This is a genomic window from Paraburkholderia terricola, assembly GCF_003330825.1.
Classification (GTDB): Bacteria; Pseudomonadota; Gammaproteobacteria; order Burkholderiales; family Burkholderiaceae; genus Paraburkholderia; species Paraburkholderia terricola.
On record NZ_CP024941.1, the window covers coordinates 2,403,964 to 2,425,199 of the forward strand.

The window sequence follows — 21,236 nt, forward strand, 5'->3', positions numbered from 1 at the left end:
CGTGGCCCCTGCAACGGCAGTACGACGATGTGCCACGATCTGGCGGCAGACGGCGAGACAGGAAGCAACGCAATGCGGTACGGGCTTGCATTGCATGCCGCGTTTTGTTTCATCGAGCCGGCCTGTCGGCAGGCTCGTGTCTCCGTCCGTTTGCTGCTTCACCTCTTGTTGTCGGGTCGATAGATGCGGGGCGGCTAGGCGGCCACCCAGGCGCCTTGCGCGCTCATGTCGCCGGCGTGGCGCGCGTGCGTTTCGCGCACGCTGCCGCGCTGTTCCTGCGACACGTCGCCGTGCAGCGTGAATGCGCTGACCGTTTCCGTGAGCTGGCGCGCCTGATCCTGCAGCGCCTGGGCCGCCGCGGCGCTTTGCTCGACGAGCGCGGCGTTTTCCTGCGTGACCTTGTCCATCTGCGTGACGGCCTGGTTGATCTGCTCGATGCCTTCGCTCTGCTCCTGGCTCGACGAACTGATTTCAGCAACGATGTCGGTCACGTGCTTGATGCTCTGCACCACCTGGCCGATGATCTGCCCGGCTTCCTCGACCATCTTGCCGCCGGTGCCGACCTGATTGACGGAGTCGGCGATCAGCTCCTTGATCTCCTTCGCGGCGACCGCGCTGCGCTGCGCGAGACCGCGCACTTCGCTCGCCACCACCGCGAAGCCGCGGCCGTGCTCGCCCGCGCGCGCGGCTTCCACCGCCGCGTTCAGCGCGAGAATGTTGGTCTGGAATGCGATGCCGTCGATCACGCCGATGATGTCGACGATCTTGCGCGACGAGACATTGATCGCGTTCATCGTGCTGACGACCTGATTGACCGCCTCGCCGCCTCTCGAAGCGACCATCGACGCGTTCGACGCAAGCTGGTTGGCTTCGCGCGCGTTATCCGCGTTCTGTTTCACCGTGGAGGTCAACTGCTCCATCGCGGCCGCGGTTTCTTCGAGCGAGCTCGCCTGGTGTTCGGTGCGGCTCGACAGGTCCATGTTGCCGCTCGCCACCTCGCGCGAAGCGTGAGTGATCGTGTCCGTGCCCTGCCGTACCTGCGCGACGATGCCATGCAGGTTTTCGATCATGCGTTTCAACGCGGTCAGCAGCCGGCCGACTTCGTCGGTCGTGTCCACTTCCAGACGATGCGTGAGGTTGCCGCTCGCGACCGCTTCCGCGAGACTCACCGCGCGATTGATCGGCCGCGTGATGGTGCGGGTAATGAACAGGCCGGTGGCGATCGCGATCAATGCCGCGCAGAAGGCGAGCACGATCATCTGGATCTTCGCGTAGTGCGCTTCGCCGACGGCGTCGGCGACATCGCGCTCCATTTGCGCGGCCTGATAGTCGACCATCTTGTCGACCAGCACGTAGTAGCTGTCCTGCAAGCGCGCCATGTCGCCCTGATAGAGCGCGCGCGCCTGCTGCTGATCCGTCTTGACCAGTTCGAAGAATTTCCTGACGCTCACGCCGTACGCGGCGCGCGCATCGAACTGTTCCTTGAAGAGCGCCTTGCTCTGCTCGTTCAGCAGATGCTTTTCGAGTTGCGCGTAGGCGTCCGCGTTGAGCTTGCGGATCGCCGTGTAGTCGCTCATGTACTTCGCCGCTTCATCGGGCGACGTGGCCAGCAGCAGATTGCTGAGAATCCCGTTCGCCTTGTAGCCGTTACCCTTGATCGTGTTGCTCAGCGCGATCAGCGTATAGCGCTCGCTGACGATCTGATCCATTTTCGCGTTGCTGGAGTCGAGGTGGCGGATGCCCACCACGGCGGTGCCGATCAATAGCGCCACGACCAGGGCGAACGCGGAACCGAGACGAACCCCGATTCGCAAGTTGGAAATCTTCATGTTTTGCAATTCCTGTGTATCAACGCCGCAGTAAAAAGCTGTCGTGAAGCGGGCGACCGCGCGCTGTGCGTCAGGCAAGCACACCGCTCGGCGCGCCTGCCTTTCTCGAGGCGGCACATCGCTTCACGACCATCGCCACTTGAACCTGGCAGACGTAGAGCCCTCGCAAACCTTTGCGTACGCGGGCGCGCGCCAATCTTCATACGATATGTCGGCCACGATTTGGGAATCTTGAGTGCTCGACCGTCGAAAATTGCGAAGCGTCGCGGGAGGGGCGTTTCTGGCGGGTGCTGAGACCACGAGACAAAATGGGCGTGGCCGGGAGGAGACGAACACCGCGGGGTGCTGCGCCACCCGCGGGTTGTTTATTACGTTTTGCTTTCTTGGCGAAGACGAGTGACGCCCGCCATTTTCGATTCGCGTCTAGTCACCATCAGCATCGGAAACCGCATTGCGCGGCGCATTGAGCGGCGCATTGGGCGGTTTCCCGTTCCTCGATGCATGACGACGCCTGCTCTCGCATCAACGCTTCACGACATTGAAGATCTTCACGGCGTTGGCGAGCGTCTGCGACTGTTCCTGCAACGAGCCCGCCGCCGCGGATGCCTGCTCCACCAGCGCCGCGTTCTGCTGGGTCACGCTGTCGATCTGCGCGATAGCCTCATGAACCTGCTCGATGCCGGCGCGTTGATCGGCGCTGGCCGTGCTGATCTCGCCCATGATGTGCGTGACCTGCTCGACGCTTTTGAGAATTTCGTCCATCGTGCTGCCGGCCACGTCGACCAGCCGCACGCCGGTTTCGACTTTCGTCACCGACTGGCTGATCAGCGCCTTGATTTCCTTGGCGGCTGCCGCGCTGCGCTGCGCGAGTCCGCGCACCTCGGTCGCCACCACCGCGAAGCCTCGTCCCTGCTCGCCCGCGCGGGCGGCTTCCACCGCCGCGTTCAGCGCGAGGATGTTGGTCTGAAACGCGATGCTGTCGATCACGCCGATGATGTCGACGATCTTGCTCGCGCTGCCGTTGATCTCGCTCATCGTCGTGACGACTTCGTTCATCACCTGGCCGCCCTTGACCGCGACGTCGCTGGCCTTCGCCGCCAGGCGGTTGGCCTCGTGCGCGTGGTCGGCATTGTGCTTGACAGTGTTGGTCAGCGAGTCCATCGAATGCGACGTGCGCTGCAGGCTGATCGCCTGCTGTTCGGTGCGCACGCTGAGGTCGTTGTTGCCGGACGCGATTTCGCTCGACGCCTGCGCGACCATCTCCGCCGACTGCCGCACGTTCGAGATGGTCGTCTGCAGTTGCTTGCGCATCTGATTGAGCTCGTAGTTCAGCCACGCGATTTCGTCGCGGCCATGCGATTCGATCTTGCTCGCCAGATCACCGCCGGCAATGCGTCCGACCGACGCCACGACGCGCTCCACCGGCAATTTGATGCTGCGCCGGATCGCCCAGCCCAGCACGATGCCGATCGCCGCCGCGACCGCCGACGCGGCGCCCACGGACCACACCATCCTGTCGATCCACGCGCGCAATTCCGGCGACGCGTGAACGTCGACCGAACTGCGCATGGCCCAGATGGCGACGGCGCCCACCGCGATCACCAGCGCCACCATGACCGCGAAGCCGGCCGTGATCCGGGTCGTCAACCGGAAATTTGAAAGTTTGATCATAGTCACCACGCTTGGCCTGCTGCCTCTGGAATTCATACCGATGAACCCGCCGGCTGACTGCCGGAACGATTCATGTCGACGAGGCGTGCGCGCCCGCATGGCGAGCGGCCTGGATATCCGGTCCGATATCTGTCGCCTCTGCCGGTGTTTACGGCTTTTCGCGAGGCGCGCTTTAAGGGGGTTTACGCGATTCCAGCCATGTTTTTTAAGGGTTTTTCCGGGCCGGAAATAAACGATCCGTTAACTAACCCGGCCCGGCATCAGCCCGTCTCACGCTCGACGAGATGAAAACCCACGTCGGTCACCCTCGCCTTGTCGATGCCGGCCAGCCGGTCCAGCAGGCAGCGCGCGGCGCTCAGGCCGATGCGCGTGCCGTCGACGCGCACGGTGGTCAGTTGCGGCGTCGTTTCCGTCGCGAACTCGAGGTCGCCGAAACCGCAGATCGCCAACTGCGACGGCACGGCGAGGCCCATGCGTTTGGCCGCGCCGAGCACGCCGATCGCGAGCAGGTCGGAGCCGCAGAACACCGCGTCGAGAGCGGGCGCCTGCTCGATCAGCGTCGGCAACGCGGCCTTGCCGACGGCCACCGAACTCGGCGGCGCCACCAGCACCTCGGCGATCTCGCGGATGCCCGCCTGCGCGAGCCGCTCGCGAAAGCCGTCGCGGCGCGCGAGCGCGCGGTCGTCGTTCGCGGACACGAGACCCGGCGCGCGCACGTTGCGCCGTAGAAAATGCTCGGCCACCGCCACGCCGATCTGATGATGCGAAAAGCCCACCAGCATGTCGATCGGCGTCGCGGTCATGTCCCACGTTTCGACGATCGGCATGCCGACGTTGCGCAAGCGCTCACGCAGGGACTCCGTGTGCGCGACGCCCGTGAGTAGCACGCCTTCCGGGCGGCGGCTCAGCACCGCGTCGAGCAGCGTCTCTTCGTTCGAATCGCTGTAGCCGCTCAATGCCAGCAACACCTGATATCCGGCGCGCGACATGGTCTCGCTGAACACCTGGACCGTTTCGGAGAAAAGCGAATGCGCGATGGTCGGCACGATCGCCGCGATCAAGCGCGAGCGTGACGACGACAGGCCGCCTGCGAGACGATTGGGCACATAGCCGAGCTTCTGCACGACTTGCCGCACGCGTTCGAGCGTTTCCGGCGCGACCGTCTCGGGGCTATTGAATACGCGCGACACCGTGATCGGCGCGACGCCCGCCAGCGCGGCGACGTCGGTGATGCGCAAGCCTTTGGGGCCGCCGCGCATGCGCCTCGCGGGCGTGGCCGCTTCCGGCGCCTCGGGGCTCGCGGCGGCGCTCGGCTCGTCATTCGGCATGGTTCAGTCAGGGAAGTAACGTATCGCGCTCATTGTAGTCCGGGCCTCGTCACGAGCGCGGCCGGAACACCGGCGGTTCGCGCGCCAATGGCGCTTCATTCGGTCACCGGCACGCGGCTCGACGCGACGCGAGCGCCCCGCTCGCGACGCAGGAGCAGCAACGTGACGGTGGCGAAAATCAGCAGACAGGTCGCCGGAATCAGCATCGGCGCCTTCACGCTGCCGGAGGTTTGACGGACCCACGGCACCAGATTCTGCGCGATGAATCCGCCGATGTTGCCGAGCGAATTGATGGCCGCAATGCCCGCCGCGGCACGCGCGCCGACGAGGAACTTCGGCGGCAGCGTCCAGAAACACGGCAGCAGCAAATACATGCACGGCGCACCGAAACACAGCGCGATGAAACGCAGCGTGTTGGTCGGCAGGAAGACGGCGCTGAAAAAACACGCGACGCCGAGCAAGGCGGCCACCAGCATCGCGACGAGAGCGCGATTGCCGCCGCGCAGCTTCGAGGGCAGCCACGCCAGCACGAGCGTCGCCATCAGCCACGGAACGATGTTGAGCAAACCGTTCGTCGTATTGCTGACGCCGAAGCCTTTCACCAGCGTCGGCAGCCAGTAGCTCACGCCGTAGACGGACATCGACAGCATCATGTAGTAGAGCGCCATGCCGATCACGCGCGGCTCGGTGAGCACGCGCAGCAGCGACGAATGCGCGCCGACGCTGGACTGAATCCGCGCGCGTTCGGCGTCGAGCGTGTGCGTGAGCCAGCTTTTCTCGTCGGCGGACAGGAAGCGCGCCTGTTTCGGCGACGCGGGCAGCAGGAACAACACGACGACGGTCAGCAGAATCGACGGCAGCCCGGTCACGATGAACACCAGTTGCCAGCCCTCCAGACCGGCGAGTCCGCCCTTGTCGAGCAGCCACCCGCAGATCGGCGCGCCGAGCATGTTGCCGAGACTGCTGCCGAGCGTGAAATAGCCGAGCATGCGCACGCGGTGCCGCGACGGAAACCACAAGGTCAGGTAGTAGATCACGCCGGGATACAAGCCCGCTTCCGATGCGCCGAGCAGGAAACGCAGCACGTAGAACGTCGTCGCGTTCTGCGTGAAAGCAAGCAGCACCGTGACCACGCCCCACGTGAACATGATGCGCGCTATCCAGCGCGGCGCGCCGTACTTGTGCAGCAGCACGTTGCTCGGCACTTCGAAAATCAGATAGCCGATGAAGAACAGCGACGCGCCCAGCCCATAAGCGACCTCGGACAAACCGAGGCTGCCGAGCATCTGCAGTTTGGCGAAACTGATATTCGAGCGGTCGATGTAGGCGACCAGATAGAGCAGCCCGAGCAGCGGCATCAGGCGCAGGGCGAGACGGTTGATCAGACGCGATTCGTCGATCGCGGGGGGCGTCGCTGGTGTCGTACCTGGTGTAGTGATGGTCACGGTGTCTCCTGCGCTCGCGTCGAATGCGCGAGCTGTGGGTGTGCGATGGATCGAAACCGCTTCAGCGCATTATTGTTTTTGTGCGCGCCACTGCGCGTAAGCCGCCAGGGTTTCCTCGTTCGGCGGATAGGTGCCGCGCAACGGACGGCCTTCCTCGATACGCTGCGTGATGAACGCTTCGAGCTGTTCCTGCTCGGCGGCGTCGCGCGCGACCTCTTCCGCCATCTCGCGCGGCACGATCACGACGCCGTCGACATCGGCGACGACGATGTCGCCCGGATAGACCGGCACGCCGCCGCACCCGATCGGCACGTTCATATCGACCGCATGGTGTTTCGCCAGATTCAGCGGCGCGCTCGCGCCGGCGCACCAGATCGGCAAGCCCAGTTCCGCGATCGTGCCGCTGTCGCGCACGGGACCGTCCGACACCATGCCGGCCACGCGGCGTTTCGCGAGACGCAGCGCCAGGATCGAGCCGACCGATGCGACCGCGCGCTCGCCGCGGCAGTCCTGCACCAGCACGCTGCCAGGCGGCGCCGTCTCGACGGCTTTACGCTGCGGATGGTCCGGGTCCTGGAACACGCCCACGTGATCGAGGTCCTCGCGCGCCGGAATGTTGCGCAGCGTGAACGCCGGGCCCACGACATTGGGTGCGCCCGGCACGGGTTTGACGAGCGGCGCGACGCCTTGCAGAAAGACATTGCGCAACCCGCGCTTGAAGAGTTGCGTGGTCAGCGTCGCCGTGCTGACGTGGCGGAGTTGTTCGAGTGTCGCGTCGCTGACGCTGATTTCGGATGCGGTCATGACAGGGCTCTGGTTGAGTTAGTGGATCTCGGGCTCGCTGCGCGGCGTGAGCGGCGCGCCGTCCGGCGCTTGGCCGCCCGGCGTGACCGGCGTCGGGTTCTGCTGTTGCACGGCCTGGTTCAGCGGCTCTTCGAGGAAATCGAAGTCGCAGCCCTTGTTCGCCTGCGTGACGTGCAATTGATGCATCACGCCGAAGCCGCGCTCGAACGGAAGCTTCGGCGCTTGCCACGCGGCCTTGCGCGCGCCGAGTTCCGCGTCGCTGACCTCGAGATGCAGACGGCGCGCGGGCACGTCCAGTTCGATCATGTCGCCGTCCTTCACCAGCGCGAGCGGCCCGCCGACAAACGACTCCGGCGCGACATGCAGCACGCAGGCGCCGTAGCTGGTGCCGCTCATGCGCGCGTCGGAAATGCGCACCATGTCGCGCACGCCCTGCTTCAGCAGCTTTTGCGGAATCGGCAACTGGCCCCACTCGGGCATGCCGGGCGCGCCGACGGGACCGGCGTGCTGCAGCACGATCACCGAATCGGCGGTGACGTTCAGTGCCTCGCTGTCGATGCGCGCGGCCATGTCCGCGTAATCCTTGAAGACGACGGCCGGACCGCGATGCTTGAGCAGATGCGCTTCCATGGCGGCCGGCTTGATCACGGCGCCGTCCGGCGCGAGATTGCCGGTGAGGACCGCAAGCCCGTCGCTGGCGACGAGCGGATTAGCCCGTCTGCGGATCACGTCGTCGTTGAAGATTTCCGCGCCGGCGATGTTCTCGCCGAGGGTCGAGCCGTTGACCGTCAATTGCGAACCGTCGATCAGTTCGCCCAGTTCGAGCAGCAACGCGCGCAGGCCACCCGCGTAGAAAAAATCTTCCATCAGATATTGGCCGGCCGGACGCAGATTGCCGAGCACCGGCGTGATGCGCGCGAGTTCGTCGAAGCGCGCGGTCGTCAGATCGATGCCGGCGCGCCGCGCCACCGCCACGAGGTGGACGATCGCGTTGGTCGAGCCGGACATCGCCAGCACGGTGGTCACCGCGTTATCGAAGGACTTCGCGCTCAGGATGTCCAGCGGCTTGAGATCGGTCCACACCATCTCGACGATGCGCTGGCCGGTCAGCGACGCGAACTGCGCATGCCGCGAGTCCACGGCGGGAATCGACGAAAAGCCGGGCAACGTGAGGCCGAGCGCTTCGGCGGCGCTCGTCATCGTCGAGGCGGTGCCCATCGTCATGCAATGGCCGGGCGAGCGCGCGATGCCGCTTTCAATGCCCTTCCACTCCTCTTCCGTGATCTTGCCCGCGCGCAATTCGGCCCAGTATTTCCACGTGTCCGATCCGCTGCCGAGGGTGCGGCCGTTCCAGTTGCCGCGCAGCATCGGGCCCGCCGGCAGATAGATCGCCGGCAGATTCATGCTGATCGCGCCCATCAGCAAACCGGGCGTGGTCTTGTCGCAACCGCCCATCAGCACGCAGCCGTCGAACGGATAGGACTTGAGCAGTTCCTCCGTTTCCATCGCGAGGAAGTTGCGGTACAGCATGGTGGTCGGTTTCTGGAAAGGCTCGGCCAGCGTCATCACCGGCATCTCGACCGGAAAACCGCCGGCCTGCCAGATGCCCCGCTTCACTTCCTCCACGCGCTGCTTGAAGTGCGTATGGCACGAGTTGATCTCGCTCCACGTGTTGACAACCGCGATGACCGGCTTGCCCATGTAATCCGACGCGTGATAACCCATTTGCGCGGTGCGCGAACGATGGCCGAACGAACGCAGGTCGTTCACGCCATACCAGCGATAGCTGCGAAGCTCTTCGGGTGTTTTGCGGTTCGATGACACTGACGTCTCCGTGGTAGCGCTACCATGCCGACCCAAGCGTTTGGGCCGTCGGTAGCTTTCTCAATGGATGCGATGGTAGCGATACCATTGCGCGAGGTCAGCCAGGGTTTACCTCTCAAAGAACCTGACCGGGGATTATTGGCGGCGCAGCAGCCACATCAGATACGGCCCGCCGACGAGCGTCGCGATCACGCCGGCCGGCATCTGCTGCGGAAAGATCATGTTCCGCCCGAGCCAGTCCGACAGCACCATCAGCAAGCCGCCGATGAGCGCCGCGACGAGCATCTGCGAACGCGCGCGCGGGAACCCGACGAGCCGCGCGAGGTGCGGCGCCATCAGCCCGACGAACGACATCGGGCCGATCACGACCGTGGCGCCCGCCGTCAGGATCGCCGCCACCACGAGCAGCATGAGCCGCGCGCGTTGCGCGCCGACGCCGAGCGCATTCGCCACGTTCGCGCCGAGCGGCAGGATCTCCAGCCAGCGCGCGCCGAGACCGGCGACGAACACGGCGGCGACCGTGCAGAGTGCGACGGCGATCGCCGTCGCGGGCAGGATCATGTAGGTCGAGCCGTACAGCAGCGGGCGCAGCAAGTTGCCGTAGGCGCCGCCGCTCGACGTCGCGAGCATGACGACCGCTTGCGAGAACGCGCTGATCGCGATGCCCGCGAGCAGCACGTGGTCCGGCGCGAAACCGCTGCGGCGACCGAGCGCGACGATCATCAGCAGACACGCCAGCGCGCCCGCCGACGAGCCCGCGAGCAACACGGGCGTCGAAGGCGCGCTTGCGACGACGGCCGCGGCCAGCATGCCGAGCATCGCTCCGCCGCTCACGCCGAGCAGATCGGGGCTGGCCATCGGATTGCCCGTCACGCGTTGCAGGATCGTCCCGGCAAGCGCGACCATCACGCCGGCGCCCAGCGACGCGACGAGCCGCGGCACGCGCCAGAACCACACGTCGTTCCATTGCGCGGCGTTGGTCCATTGCCAGCCGTGCAGCGTGACAGAAAAGCGCAGCGATACGACGACGCCGACGATAAGCAAACCGCCGAGCAGCAGCGCCGGCACAGCCAGCGCGCGGCGCGGCGGCGCGCTTTCCGCCGACGCCGGACGCGGCGCCTCGATATGCATGCGGCGCAGCATCCACAGCAGCAGCGGACCGCCGCAGAGCGCCACCGCGGCGCCCGTCGGCAGAAGCTCGCCCAGCACGCCGGGCAAGCTCTGCACGGCCTGGTCCGCGATCGCGAGCAGGAGCGCGCCGACGAGCGGCGCCCACAGCAACTGATCCTTCAGCCGGCGCGCGCCCATCAGGCGCGCGAGCACCGGGCCGCCGAGCCCGATGAAGCCGATCACGCCGACCGCGCTCGCCACGAACGCGCTCAGGATCACCGCGATGCCGAGCGCGACGGGCCGCGTCCATGCGAGCGACACGCCGAGCTGGCTCGCGCTGCCGTCGTCGAGGGAAAACAGCGTGAGCGGGCGCACCAGCAGCGCCGCGGCGACGCCGCACGCGAGCACGCGCGGCAGCAGCCAGACGACGCTCGCCCAGCCGTTCTGCACCAGCGAGCCGCCGCCCCAGATGAACACGGACGTGAGCGAGCGCTCGAAGACGATCGTCAGCAGCACGGACAGCGCGCCGCAATACAGATTCACGATCATGCCGGCCAGCACAATCGAGACGGCGGCGAAGCCCTTGCGCCAAATCATCGCCAGCGTGGCGAGCATCGCCAGCGCGGCGCCGGCCAGCGCGACCGTGAAGCGCATGTCGGCGACGAGCGCGGGCGCGACCACCGCGGCGATCGTCAGCGCGAGATACGCGCCCGCCGACACGCCGAGCGTGAGCGGTTCCGCGAGCGGATTGCGCAGCACCTGCTGGAACACGACGCCGGCGAGCGACAACGCCGCGCCGGCGATCAGCGCGATCGCGACGCGCGGCAGCCAGCCATAACGCACGACCAGTTGCGGCAACGTCGCGTCGGCGCCCGACAGCACGATGCCGGGCCATTGCGCGACCGGCAGCCGCGCCGACAGCGTGTGATAAACGAGCCACGCGGCCAGCATCAGCAGCAGCGCGGGTAGCCGCCAGGCGCGCGGCGCGGCGGTGGCGGCGACGGTCGCCGTCGAGCGGTTCATGCGGTGACTCCTTGCAGCGCCTGCGCGAGATGGTCGGCGAAGCGCATCGACGCGACGACGCCGCCGAGCGGCGGCAGCGGACCGATGTGCTGCACGCGGTTCTGCCTGACGAACGGCAGCGCGCGCCACAACGGGCTTCGCGCGAGTTGCATGGCCACGGCGGGCGGCACGCCGATCGTGACGACCTGCGCGTCGGCATGTTTCGCGAGCGCGCCGAGGTCCGCCTCCGTCATGCCTTGCGGATCGGCGTAGTCCTGCCACGCGTTATCGATTCCCAGCGCGTTCAGCACGCCGCCGAACAGGCTGTTTCTGCCGAATACCGCGATGTGCCGGTCGTCGATCGGGCGAAGCAGATAGACAGGACGCCGTGTCGCGCGAAAGCCCGCGAGACGCGCGGACGCGTCGGCCAGCCGCGCGTTCGCGCGCGCGAACAGCGCATCGGCCGCGGGGCCGCGGTCGAGCGCATCGGCGAGCTTGCGGGTGGCGGCGTGAACCGCCGGATAGACGTCGATACCGGGGCCGAACAGTTGCACCGTGAGCGTCGGCGCGATCCGTTCGAGCAAGGCGCGCAGCGGCGCGTGCCACGGCGTGATGACGATGAGATCGGGCTTGAGCGCCGCCAGCACCTCGAAGTTCGGCTGGTACAGCAGGCCCGTGTCGACGACCGAAGGCGGCAGCGGCGGATCGCCGTCGAGCTTCGCATACCACGAGGGACGCGACACGCCCACGGGCGCCACGCCGAGCGACAGTACGACTTCGGTCAGCGGCCAGTCGAGCACGACGACGCGCGCGAGCGAAGCCGCGGCGCGCCCCGCCGCCGGGTCCGCGAGCGGCGCGGCGGCGAACGCCGGGCGGGCCAACGAAGCGCCCGATGCCGCGAGCGCCGCCGTGCTCAAACCGGCGAGCGCGAGACGGCGTCTGTTGCTAAACCGCGTGCCTGCCGTCATGACGACGTGTGCCGCGTGCCATCCGCCCGGCCCTTCCTCATCCGCATCACCATTGGTAGCGTGCCGTCCCGAGCACCGTACGCGTCGCGCCCCAGTAGCAAACGGCCGCCGTCGTGCAGTACGAGATGTACTCGCGGTTGAACAGGTTGTTCACGTTGAGCGACAGGCGCCAGTTCTGGATGTCGTAATGCGCGCCGAGATCGACGAGGACGCGCCCCGGCACCGTGAACGTGTTGGCCGCGTCGCCCGCCGAGCTGCTCATGTAGCGCACGCCCGAACCCATGCCGAAGTTGCGCAGCGGTCCGCGGTGGAACGTGTAATCCGCCCACAACGACGCGGAGTTGCGCGGCGCGATGGTCGGCCGCTTGCCAAGGCTGCTGGACGCCGTGTTCCGCGTCACCTCCTGGTTGACGAACGTGTACGACGCGATCAGCTTCACGTTCTCGCTCACGTTCGCATGCGCTTCCAGTTCGACGCCGCGCGAGCGGACCTGGCCGGTCTGGATCGCGTAGCCCAGGTGTTGCGGATCGGTCACGGAGACGTTGTCCTGCGTCAGGCTGAACGCGGCGAGCGAAAAGAAGCCGTCGAACCACTTGGGCTGATAGCGCACGCCGGCTTCGACCTGCTTGCCCCTGGTCGGCGAGAACGCGGCGCCCGAGTACGATGCGCCGAGCACGGGCTGGAACGAACGCGAATAGCCGATATACGGCGCGATGCCGTTGTCGAACTCATAGGCGAGACCGGCGCGCCAGGTGAACGCGTGGTCGTTCGAGTGGTAGGTCGTGCTGCTTCCCGTGGTGAGCGATCTGGTCTGCTGGTTGCCGCCCGTCCAGTCCTCGCGAACGCCGAACGTCAGCACCCAGTTGCGCCAGCGCGCCTCGTCCTGCGCATACACGCCGACCGTGCTCAACGAATAGTCGAGACGCGTGTTGGCCCGCTGCGTGGGCAGCGACGAGAAGTTCGGGTTGTAAAGATCGACCGTGCCGAGGACGGAGTTGCCTTCCGTGTCGCCGAGCATCGAGCGCTGATAGTCGAGACCGAACAGCAAGGTGTGCTGGACGGAGCCCGTCGTCACCTTGGCCTGCGCGTGGGTATCGACCTGGAACTGCGAGTAGTGCTCGTTGTCGACGTTGCCCCACATCGACACCGTGCGCTTATCGGCGCCGAGCGCGCTCGTCACCGAGGTCTGGTAGTAATGCTGGTCGATGTGCAGGTAGCGCAGGTTCTGCGAGATGCTGACCTTGTCGTTGATCGCGTGATCGAACTGATAACCGAACCAGTACTGGGTACGGTGCATGCCGTCGCGGTCCGGATCGCCGAAGTATTTGTCGGGGCCGAGCTGGCCGTTCGGATTGGCGAACAGCGTCGCGCCGGCCGGCACGGGATTGAACATGCCGCCGTTCGGATCGCGCTGGAAGCTGCCTTGCAGCGTGAAGGTCGTATCGCGGTTCGGGCGAATCGTGACCGATGGCGCGATGGCGAGCCGCTGGTCCTTGATCTCGCTGACCTGCGTCTCGGCGGTGCGGGCCACGCCCGTCAACCGGTAGAGCACGGTGCCGTTCTTGTCGACGGGGCCGCTCAGGTCGAAGCCCAGCTGATAGTTATTGTGGTTGCCGATCTGCATCATCACTTCGTGGTACGGCTGCTCCATCGGCAGCTTGCTCACGTAGTTGACGAGGCCGCCAGGGCTGCCTTGTCCGTACAGCACCGAGGCCGGACCATGCAGCACTTCCATCCGCTCCATGAAATACGGATCGATGCGCGGCGTCGCGAAGCGCGGCGACTGGTACAGATGCAGGCCGTCCAGATAGGAGTCGAGCGGGAAGCCGCGGCCGTAGAGCTGATCGAAACGGATATCGGTGCCGTCCTGCGAATAGACGCCGGACGAGTAGCGCAACGCCTGGTCGACAGTCTGCGCGCCCTGGTCGTCCATCTGCTGACGCGTGACGACGGACACACTCTGCGGATTCGTGAGCAACGCGGAATCCGTCTTGGTGCCGGTCATCGACCGTTTCGCGACGTAACCGACGCCAGGTCCCAGCGGATCTTCAGCGGCGCTGCGCACCTGGACGGCAGGCAATTCCTTCGCGGCATCAGCGCCGGAGGCGGGTGCCGGCGACTCTTGCGCGTGCGCGCCGAAGCCGGCCAAACCTAGCATCAACGCGACGTAAATCGGACGCAGGTGCGGCAAGCCGCGCTCCTGCAGAGAACTGCGCTTCCCTGCTTGCTCAACCTTCATTCTTCTTGTTCCCCTTTCTTGTATCCCCGAGTCAAGGCCGGCGATCGGGCGCCAGCCTTGGTGCCCGCTGATTCTCTCAAGACGCGATATTAATGTAAACAATAATCAATCGCATTCAATGACCGAATTGCTCGGTACACGGGACAGAAAGGTCCGCTCGGGCGCGCAGAACGCGCCCGAAACGGATATCGAAGATGAACGATGGTCACGACTTGAACAGCAACGGTTCGGCCGTGTCGACGACGGGTCGAGCGAGCAACTCCCCGAGCTGCGTAGCGAGAACCGGATGGTGGACGATGCTGGAGTGACTCGCGTCGACCTCGAACGCGTGCAGCCGCCCAAGCGTGTGATGCGCCCAGGCCATCCTGCGTCGCGGGTCGGCGATACGCAGCGCGCGCCACACGTGCAGATCGGCGACGATGCGCGGCAGCGTATGCCGCGCCATCAGCGCCGCGTGCAGCGAGTCGGCGGCGAGCGCCTGTCGAAGCAGCGACGGCTCCGCCTGCTCCAACAACGTCAACTGGGGCGCCGCGGTGTCCGCATTTTCGGCCACCGGTTCGGGGCCGTCCTCGCGATGCGTCGCCGTATCGACGATGCCGACGAACGACACGCGCTTGCCGCGCCGCTCCAAATAATCCGCGATGGCGATGGCGAGCCGGCCGCCGAACGACCAGCCGAGCAGCGCATAGTCTCCGTCCGGTTGAAGCGTCTCGATGCACTGCGCGTAGTGCGCGGCGAGCGCCTCGAAGGTGTCGCCTTGCCACGGCTCGCCCCGCACCGCGGGCGCCTGTATCGCGATCAGGCTGACGCGGCCGTTGAGCGCCTGCGCGAGCGTCCGATACTCGCCGACCATGCCGTAGCCCGGATGCAGACAGAACAGCGTGGCGGCCGTCCCAAGCGCGTTCAACGGCACGGCCGGCAACAGCGCGGCACGCGACGGCGCATCACCGGCGCAAGCGCTCGCGCCATGCGACCGGCGCCGCGCGAACCAGCTCAGGAGCGCGTCGGAAGGCGGCACCGGCAGGCTTGCCTCGTAGGCGGCGCGCGCGGTCCAGCTTGCGGCGACGGCATCGTGCCGGGCCAACGTTTCGAGCGATTCAGGCACGGACCGCAACCGCGCCGGAGCGTCGGGCAGCGGCGCGGCGGCACGCAGATGCTCGAGCAACTCGACGAGCGCGCGCTCGAACGACGCCGCGAGATTGTCGGCCAGCGCATCGGGCACGCACTGCGGCGCGTAGCCCCAGTTGAACGTCAGCGAGTCGCCGGCAATCCAGCCGTTGATGTCCAGCGCGCGATCGGGAAGCCGCGCGCGAGGCGCGATCGCGTCGCCCGACGACTCGCTCGCGAAGCCGAAGCGGCTGGCGTCGTCGAACGTCTGGTCGAAGCGGCCCAGGTAGTTGAAGCCGATCTCGGGCACCGGCAGCGCGCGCATCGTCGAGCGGCTCGCCGCGTCCGCGCAGCAGGCGAGCAGTCCCCAGCCGAGGCCGCGCAGCGGCACGTCCGCGAGCCGCTCGCGCACGCGCAGCAGCGCGTCGGCGGGCGTCGTACCGCGCGGCAGCGCGAGCGGGTATTGCGTCGTGAACCAGCCGACCGTGCGGCTCAGGTCCGCGCCGTCGATCACGTCCTCGCGGCCGTGGCCTTCGAGTTCGATCAGCACTTCGTCGCGCGAGACCGCCTCGCCGATGGCGAGCGCCAGCGCCGCAAGCAGCACTTCGTCGACACGCATCCGGTACGCGCGCGGCGCTTCGCGCAGGAGAACGGCGGTCAGTTCGGGCGAGAGTTTTTTCAGCAGCGTCTTTTGCGGCTCGGGATGCGGACTGCGTGCCGGAAAGAGCGGACCGGCGCGCAGCGCCGGGACGTCGAGCGTGGTTTGCCACCACGCCAGTTCGGCGATGCGGTCCGATGATTCCGCGTATTGATGCAGCGCGCGCACCCAGGCGCGCCAGGACATCGACGGCGCGGGCAGCGCGATGGGCTCGTCCTGCTCGGCCTGGGCGTAGGCGGTTTGCAGTTCCTCGAGCAGCACGCGCCAGGAGACGCCGTCCACCGACAGGTGGTGGATCGCGATCAGTACACGCGTTTCGTCCGGGGTCTCGAAGTGGCCGATGCGCCATAGCGGGCCGTGCCCGATGTCGAGGCTCGACTGGAGGCGCTCGCAGGCTGCGGTGAGCGCTGACAGTGAGGACAGGTGTTCGTGGTGGACGATGGCTGGGTGAGGTGGTTGTGTTGCCTGTGTTGCCTGTGTTGCCTGTGTTGCCTGTGTTGCCTGTGTTGCCTGTGTTGCCTGTGTTGCCTGTGTTGCCTGTGTTGCCTGTGTTGCCTGTGTTGCCTGTGTTGCCTGTGTTGCCTGTGTTGCCTGTGTTGCCTGTGTTGCCTGTGTTGCCTGTGTTGCCTGTGTTGCCTGCGTTGCCTGTGTTGCCTGTGATGCCTGTGATGCCTGCATTGCCTGCGTTGCCTGCGAGCCCGCCAATGCTTGCGTCACGTGTGCCGCGTCAGCCACTCCAACCGCCCCTGCCGCCTTCACCGCCACCTGCTTCCATTCCCCCGCCTCCTTCACGAACCGCAGCCGCAACGCGTCGTGCCGCGCCTCCAGCGCCCGCGCCGCGCGCTCCAGCGCCGCGGGTTCCAGACGCCCCCGCACCTTCAGCAGCACCGCCTGGTTCCAGTGCGACTCGCCCTGCGGATAGCGCTCGAAGAACAGCCGCTGGATCGGCGTCAGCGTCAGCGCCAGCGCCGCGCCATCGTCGACCTCCTGCGCACCGCCCGCTTCGAGCCGCTGCGCGCGCTGCGCCAGGCCCGCCACCGTCGGATGCTCGAACACCTGTCTCGGCGTCAGCCGCCATCCCGCCTCGCGCGCCCGCGCGATGATCTGCAGGCTCTGGATCGAGTCGCCTCCCGCCTCGAAGAAGTTGTCCGTCACGCCCAGATCGTCGCGCCCGAGCACCGCCGTCCAGATCGACAGCAACGCCGACTCCACCTCGCCCGACGCCGCCACCCGTTCGCGCGCGCCCGCCTGCGGCGCCGGCAGCGACCCGCGGTCGAGCTTGCCGTTGGGCATCCACGGCAGCCGCGCGAGCACCGTCACCGACGACGGCACCATGTAGCCCGGCAGCTTCTGCTCCAGTTCGCGCTGCAGATGCGCGGCGTCGAGCGTGGTTTGCGTGGCGCCGTGCGCCCGGCGAGGAAGGTTGCCTCGTTCGTCGCGTGACCGATCGCCCGGCACATCGCCTGGTGCCTCGCGTGATTGATCACGAGACGCCCGGCCTTTCAGCTCGCCGGATACGCCGTCGTCATTCCCCGACTCGTTGCGGGATACATTAGCCGATATGTCGCCCGATGCGTCGCCTGACACGCGACCCAGCGCATCGCCAGAAACATTCCCCGTCATTTCACCGGATACATCAGCGAGCACATCACCTGATACATACGCCGCGAGCCGCTGCTTCTGTCCCTCGCCCACCACGATCACCGCCGCCTCGCGCACGCCCCCGCACTGTCGCAGCACCGCCTCGATCTCGCCCAGCTCGATGCGCTGGCCGCGCAGCTTCACCTGCTGGTCCAGCCGGCCGAGAAACTCCACCGTGCCGTCCCCGCGCATGCGGCACAGGTCGCCGCTGCGGTAGATCCGCGCGCCCGGCGCGCCATACGGGTCCGGCACGAACCGCTCCGCCGTCAGGCCCGGTCGCCCCAGATACCCGCGCGCCACCGTCGGCCCGCCGATGCACAGCTCGCCCAGCCCGCCCACCGGCGCCTCGTCGCCGAACGCGTCGAGCACGCGCGCGGTGCGCCCCGGATACGGATGGCCGATCGGCACCGTCACCTGCCGTGCGTCATCGGCCTGCGTGCGACGGTACAGCGCCGCCACCGTCGTCTCGGTCGGCCCGTACAGGTTGTCCAGCCGGATGTCGGCGAGCGGCCCCGCGCGCCAGCGCGCGAGCGCGTCGCCCGGCAGCGCCTCGCCGCCCACCGTCACCTGACGCAGCGCGAGCCGCGCGCGCGGCGGCGCGTGATGCTGCCACTGCTGCCACAGCGCGGTCGGAATGCGCGCGAACGTCACGCGCCGGTTCACCAGCCGCTCGCTCAGGCTCTGCAGGTCCCACGGCTGCACGCCGCGCATCTCCACCGTCGCGCCGCGCAGCAGCGCCGGCAGCGTCTCGTGCAGCGCGACGTCGAAGCTGATCGTCGACGAGTGCAGCACCGTGTCGCGGCCGTCGATGGCGTAGGTCGCGAGGAAGTCCTGCAGATGGGTCCACAGCGCGCCGTGGCTCACGCCCACGCCTTTCGGGCGACCCGTCGAGCCGGAGGTGTACAGCACGTAGGCGAGCTGGTCCGGGTGCAGCGGGGCGTCGATGTGGGCGGTGAGGTTGTTGTGGTGTGCTGCGTCGCTCCGGCCTGCTGCATCGTTCTGACCTGCTGCTTCGTTCTGACCTGCCGCTTCGTTCTGACCTGCCGCTTCGTTCTGATCTGCCGCTTCGTTTCCGCCTGCTGCTTTGCTCCAGCCTGCTGCGTCGCTCCGGCCTGCCTGACCCCGATCGCTCGCACCGTTCTGCATCGCCAGGCCGATACGGCGCTGCGCATCGCTGTCGTTCGCCACATCAGCACGGCTTGTCGCACCAGGTTGGCTGGCCGCATCGATGCCGCCAGCCACCTCGCCCTGCCTGACTCCATCGGTGACAGCCTCCGGCACCGAACCCACCTCAACCACCTCGCACCCCGCGAGCACCTCCCCAACCTGCTCCGCACTCGCCCGATCCGCCACCACCTCGGTGATCCCCGCATCCCCGATCATCTGCGCGAGACGCGCCACCGGATACCCGGGGTCCAGCGGCACGAACGCCCCGCCCGAGCGGATGACACCCAGCAGCGCGGCGACCAGCGCCGGCCCGCGCGTCACGCACAAGCCCACGCGCCGCTCCGCGCCCACGCCACGCGCGACCAGCTTCGCGGCCAGCGCCGCCGACCACGCATCCAGTTGCGCATAGGTGAGCGACGCGTCCTCGCAGCGCAGCGCCACCGCCTCCGGCGTGCGCCGCGCCTGCGCCGCCAGCGCCGCGCCGAGCGACTCGAACGGATACCGCCGCAACGTCACCTCAGGACACCCCGCCGGCAAGGTCAGCGACCCAACCCGCCGCTCGACTCCCTCCGCGATCTGCGCGAGCACCGCTTCATACTGCGACGCGATCCGCTCCACCGTCCCGGCATCGAACACATCGGCCGCATAGTTGAACATCAGCCGCAACCCGCGCCCATCGTCGACCACGTTCAGCACCAGGTCGAAGCGCGCCGTATCCGTGCCGCCCGCCTCCGGCTCCACGACGAGACCCGGCATCGCCACCGCCGCCTCGCTCGTCGCCTGCTCCAGATTGAACATCACCTGGAACAGCGGCGAGCGGCCGAGATCGCGCTCGATACGCAACGCGTCGAGGACACGCCCGAACGGCGCCGCCTGATGCGCATGCGCTTCGAGCACGCGCGCATGCAGCCCGGCCAGCAGCGCGCCGCACGGCATGCCGCCGTCGACGTCCACATCGATCACGAGCGTATTGACGAAAAAGCCGATCAGCCCTTCCGTCTCGCCGCGCTGCCGTCCCGCCGACGGCACGCCGATGCGCACGCCCGGCTGTCCGCCGTAGCGGTACAGCAACGCGGCATAGGCGCCGAGCAGCACCGTGAACAGCGTCGTGCGCCGCGCGCGCGCGAGTTCGCGCAAGCGGCCGGCGAGTTGCGCGTCGACATCGCGCCGGCAGCGTCCGCCCTCGATGCCGCGCACCGCCGCGCGTGGCCGGTCCAACGGTAATTCCAGCGCGGGACGCTCGACACCGAGTCGCTGGGTCCAGTACGCGAGATCGTCGGCGAGCGCGCCGTCCCGCCATTCGTTCTGCCATGCGGCGACATCGCCGAAATGAACCGTCAAAGGCGGCAATGCGCGCGACAACGCCGCGCCTTCGCTCGCGAGCGCCGCGCGATACAGCGCCGCGAGTTCGCGAACGAGCAGCGACTGCGACCAGCCGTCCGACACGATGTGATGCACGACGATCGACAACGCGTGACGCTCCGCATCGAGCGCGATCAGATCGACGCGCAACAGCGGCCCTTGCGTGAGATCGAACGGCTCGCGCGCGGCGGCACGCAGCGTGTCGCGCAATTGCGCGGGATCGTCGAGCGTGCGTTCACGCCAGAGATAGCCCGCCTCGTCCGCGATATGTTGAACCGCGATGCCGCGCGTCTCGACGAAACGCACACGCAATGCGCCATGCCGGGCGACGAGCGCATCGAACGCGCGGCGCAGCGCGTGAACGTCGAGGCGGCCCGTCAGACGGATCGCGCGCGACAGGTTGTACGCGGGGTTCCGCGGATCGAGTTTCCATAGGAACCACAACCGCTCCTGCGCGGGCGCGAGCGGATAACACGCCGACGCATCGACCAAGCCGCCGGCTTCATCCGCCTCTGCCGCATCACGCGACAACGGCACGATCGGCAAACGCGCGGGATCGACGCCCTGCTCGCGCGCCTTCTCGCGAAAGCGCTTGCGGCGTTCCGGCGACAGGGCGGCGTATTTGCGCGAGATCGCGAGCGCCTGGTTCGCCGCATCGGTGGAGGCATTGGTATTGCCACCGGCGTTGGCATCGACATTGGCATCGACATTGGCACCGACATTGGCACCGGCATTGGCACCGGCATTGGCACCGGCATTGGCACCGGTATTGGCACCGACATTCACACCGGTATTGGCACTGGCATTCACACCGGTATTGGCACCGGTATTGGCACCGGCACCGGCATTGGCACCGATATTCGCACCGGTATTCGCACCGGCATTGGCACCTGCACCGGCACCGATATTCGCACCGGCATTGGCACCGGTATTGGCACCTGCACCGGTAGCGGCATTCGCACCGGCACCGGCACCGGCATCGACATCAGCACCGGCTACTGATGAACCCGGCACGGCGGCCGGTCCGTTAGAGGTCGTAGTCAGCATGTTTTCGATTTGCATAGGTAAGCATAGGCGTGCG

The 21,236-nt window shown here is 67.2% G+C and carries 10 protein-coding genes; all 10 read right to left on the reverse strand.

The features are described 5' to 3' along the window. Positions 1 to 194: 194 nt before the first annotated feature. A complete protein-coding gene (locus tag CUJ90_RS10735; RefSeq protein ID WP_083083875.1) occupies positions 195 to 1,829 on the reverse strand; it encodes a methyl-accepting chemotaxis protein in 1,635 nt (544 codons plus the stop codon). Between the two features lie 522 nt (positions 1,830 to 2,351). Further along, entirely contained in the window at positions 2,352 to 3,500 is a 1,149-nt protein-coding gene (locus tag CUJ90_RS10740; protein ID WP_114162671.1) for a methyl-accepting chemotaxis protein, read from the reverse strand. Positions 3,501 to 3,760: 260 nt separating this feature from the next. Then, positions 3,761 to 4,828 carry a LacI family DNA-binding transcriptional regulator gene (locus tag CUJ90_RS10745; RefSeq protein WP_114162672.1) on the reverse strand — a complete coding sequence of 356 codons (1,068 nt, stop codon included), beginning with the start codon at positions 4,826 to 4,828 and terminating at the stop codon, positions 3,761 to 3,763. A 95-nt stretch (positions 4,829 to 4,923) separates the two neighbouring features. Next, positions 4,924 to 6,186, reverse strand: a complete 1,263-nt coding sequence (locus tag CUJ90_RS10750) for an MFS transporter (RefSeq protein ID WP_422879702.1) — start codon at positions 6,184 to 6,186, stop codon at positions 4,924 to 4,926. A gap of 156 nt (positions 6,187 to 6,342) precedes the next feature. Further along, the gene (locus CUJ90_RS10755) at positions 6,343 to 7,077 is read right to left on the reverse strand and encodes a ribonuclease activity regulator RraA (protein WP_114162673.1); all 735 of its coding nucleotides are present in this window, start codon (positions 7,075 to 7,077) and stop codon (positions 6,343 to 6,345) included. Positions 7,078 to 7,095: 18 nt separating this feature from the next. After that, on the reverse strand, positions 7,096 to 8,901 hold the full coding sequence (gene araD / locus CUJ90_RS10760) for an L-arabinonate dehydratase (RefSeq protein WP_114162674.1): 1,806 nt from the start codon (positions 8,899 to 8,901) through the stop codon (positions 7,096 to 7,098). 135 nt (positions 8,902 to 9,036) lie between these two features. Next, positions 9,037 to 11,034: a Fe(3+)-hydroxamate ABC transporter permease FhuB gene (gene fhuB / locus CUJ90_RS10765; protein WP_114162675.1), complete on the reverse strand. Its 1,998-nt coding sequence runs from the start codon at positions 11,032 to 11,034 to the stop codon at positions 9,037 to 9,039. Continuing rightward, positions 11,031 to 11,981: an ABC transporter substrate-binding protein gene (locus CUJ90_RS10770; protein WP_114162676.1), complete on the reverse strand. Its 951-nt coding sequence runs from the start codon at positions 11,979 to 11,981 to the stop codon at positions 11,031 to 11,033. The genes fhuB and CUJ90_RS10770 overlap by 4 nt, the downstream gene beginning before the upstream one ends. 46 nt (positions 11,982 to 12,027) lie before the next feature. After that, positions 12,028 to 14,220, reverse strand: coding sequence for a TonB-dependent siderophore receptor (locus tag CUJ90_RS10775; protein ID WP_083083881.1), 2,193 nt, complete (start codon positions 14,218 to 14,220; stop codon positions 12,028 to 12,030). Between the two features lie 205 nt (positions 14,221 to 14,425). Further along, positions 14,426 to 21,202: a condensation domain-containing protein gene (locus CUJ90_RS33215; RefSeq protein ID WP_244219905.1), complete on the reverse strand. Its 6,777-nt coding sequence runs from the start codon at positions 21,200 to 21,202 to the stop codon at positions 14,426 to 14,428. Positions 21,203 to 21,236 lie beyond the last annotated feature (34 nt).

Excerpts from the sequence above, each read along its gene's own strand:
- CUJ90_RS10775 (WP_083083881.1), bottom strand. The coding sequence starts at position 14,220 with ATGAAGGTTGAGCAAGCAGGGAAGCGCAGTTCTCTGCAGGAGCGCGGC.
- CUJ90_RS10735 (WP_083083875.1), bottom strand. The coding sequence starts at position 1,829 with ATGAAGATTTCCAACTTGCGAATCGGGGTTCGTCTCGGTTCCGCGTTC.
- fhuB (WP_114162675.1), bottom strand. The coding sequence starts at position 11,034 with ATGAACCGCTCGACGGCGACCGTCGCCGCCACCGCCGCGCCGCGCGCC.
- CUJ90_RS10755 (WP_114162673.1), bottom strand. The coding sequence starts at position 7,077 with ATGACCGCATCCGAAATCAGCGTCAGCGACGCGACACTCGAACAACTC.
- CUJ90_RS10770 (WP_114162676.1), bottom strand. The coding sequence starts at position 11,981 with ATGACGGCAGGCACGCGGTTTAGCAACAGACGCCGTCTCGCGCTCGCC.
- CUJ90_RS33215 (WP_244219905.1), bottom strand. The coding sequence starts at position 21,202 with ATGCTGACTACGACCTCTAACGGACCGGCCGCCGTGCCGGGTTCATCA.
- CUJ90_RS10745 (WP_114162672.1), bottom strand. The coding sequence starts at position 4,828 with ATGCCGAATGACGAGCCGAGCGCCGCCGCGAGCCCCGAGGCGCCGGAA.
- CUJ90_RS10750 (WP_422879702.1), bottom strand. The coding sequence starts at position 6,186 with ATGCCGCTGCTCGGGCTGCTCTATCTGGTCGCCTACATCGACCGCTCG.
- CUJ90_RS10740 (WP_114162671.1), bottom strand. The coding sequence starts at position 3,500 with ATGATCAAACTTTCAAATTTCCGGTTGACGACCCGGATCACGGCCGGC.